Source organism: Paenibacillus wuxiensis (assembly GCF_040195695.1).
In the GTDB taxonomy this organism is placed as follows: domain Bacteria; phylum Bacillota; class Bacilli; order Paenibacillales; family Paenibacillaceae; genus Paenibacillus_B; species Paenibacillus_B suaedae.
The window spans coordinates 1-985 of the sequence record NZ_JBEFZI010000038.1; the positions used below are offsets into that span (position 1 = coordinate 1).

The 985-nt window shown below is 58.1% G+C and carries 1 protein-coding gene; it reads right to left on the bottom strand.

What is annotated here, in order from left to right:
* Positions 1-985 (bottom strand): condensation domain-containing protein (locus tag ABN764_RS29470; protein ID WP_446673861.1); only part of this gene is annotated, 985 nt, incomplete at both ends.

Below are 985 nucleotides of genomic sequence, written 5' to 3' on the forward strand. Positions count from 1 at the left end.
GGGATGTCCTGATGCTCCTGCGCTTTCCATGCTTTCCCGCGCACTTGCGACACCAACTCCCGGAAGCTCGGATTGGCTGACACATCCGCACGGTGCACAAGGGTGTTGACAAAAAATCCGATCATCCCCTCGATTTCCCCGTAATGCCGGTTCGCAATCGGACTGCCGACGGCGATATCCGTCTGTCCCGTATACCGGGAGAGGAAACCTTGGTAGGCGGCGAGCAGCGTCATGAATAACGTTGCACCCTCTTGACGGCTGAGCGCTTTTAGCTTGATGAGCAAATCGGCCGGAAGATCCGCTTCATACCGCTCTCCCCGGTAGCTTTGATGCGCTGGACGCGGACGATCCGTCGGCAGTTGCAGCACAGGCAGTTCCCCACCCAGTTCTTCCTCCCAGTACGCCAACTGACGGTTCATCACGTCTTCGCTCAGCCAGTTCCGCTGCCAATGCGCGTAGTCGGCATATTGCAAAGATAGCGGTGCCAACTCCGCTGGTTGCCCTCCCGCAAACGCCTCATACAGCGCGAGCCATTCCCGGACGAAAATATCCAGCGACCATCCGTCAAAGATGATATGGTGCAGCGTGCACAGCAGCACCCAATCGTTCTCTCCCATCACGATGGCCTGCGCCCGGATTAACGGTCCCTCAGCCAGTTGGAACGGTTTGTCTGCCTCCGCTTGCATGAGCGACTTCATCTCGCGCTCTCTGTCCTCTCTTGCCAGATGGCGAAGGTTCGTCACAGGGAGACGCTTGGGCTGGTGTTCACGAATAATCTGCACCGGCTCGCCGTTCGCCTCGCCAATGACAGTACGCAGCACTTCATGACGCTGGAGCAGCGCATCGTAGGCTTGTTCCAACGCATCCAGCTTCCAGGCTCCCTGCAACCGCCATGCGCATGGAATATTGTACAGCGGACTGTTCGGTTCCAGTTGATCGAGGAACCAGAGCCGCTGCTGGGCATACGATACCGGCATATGCACGC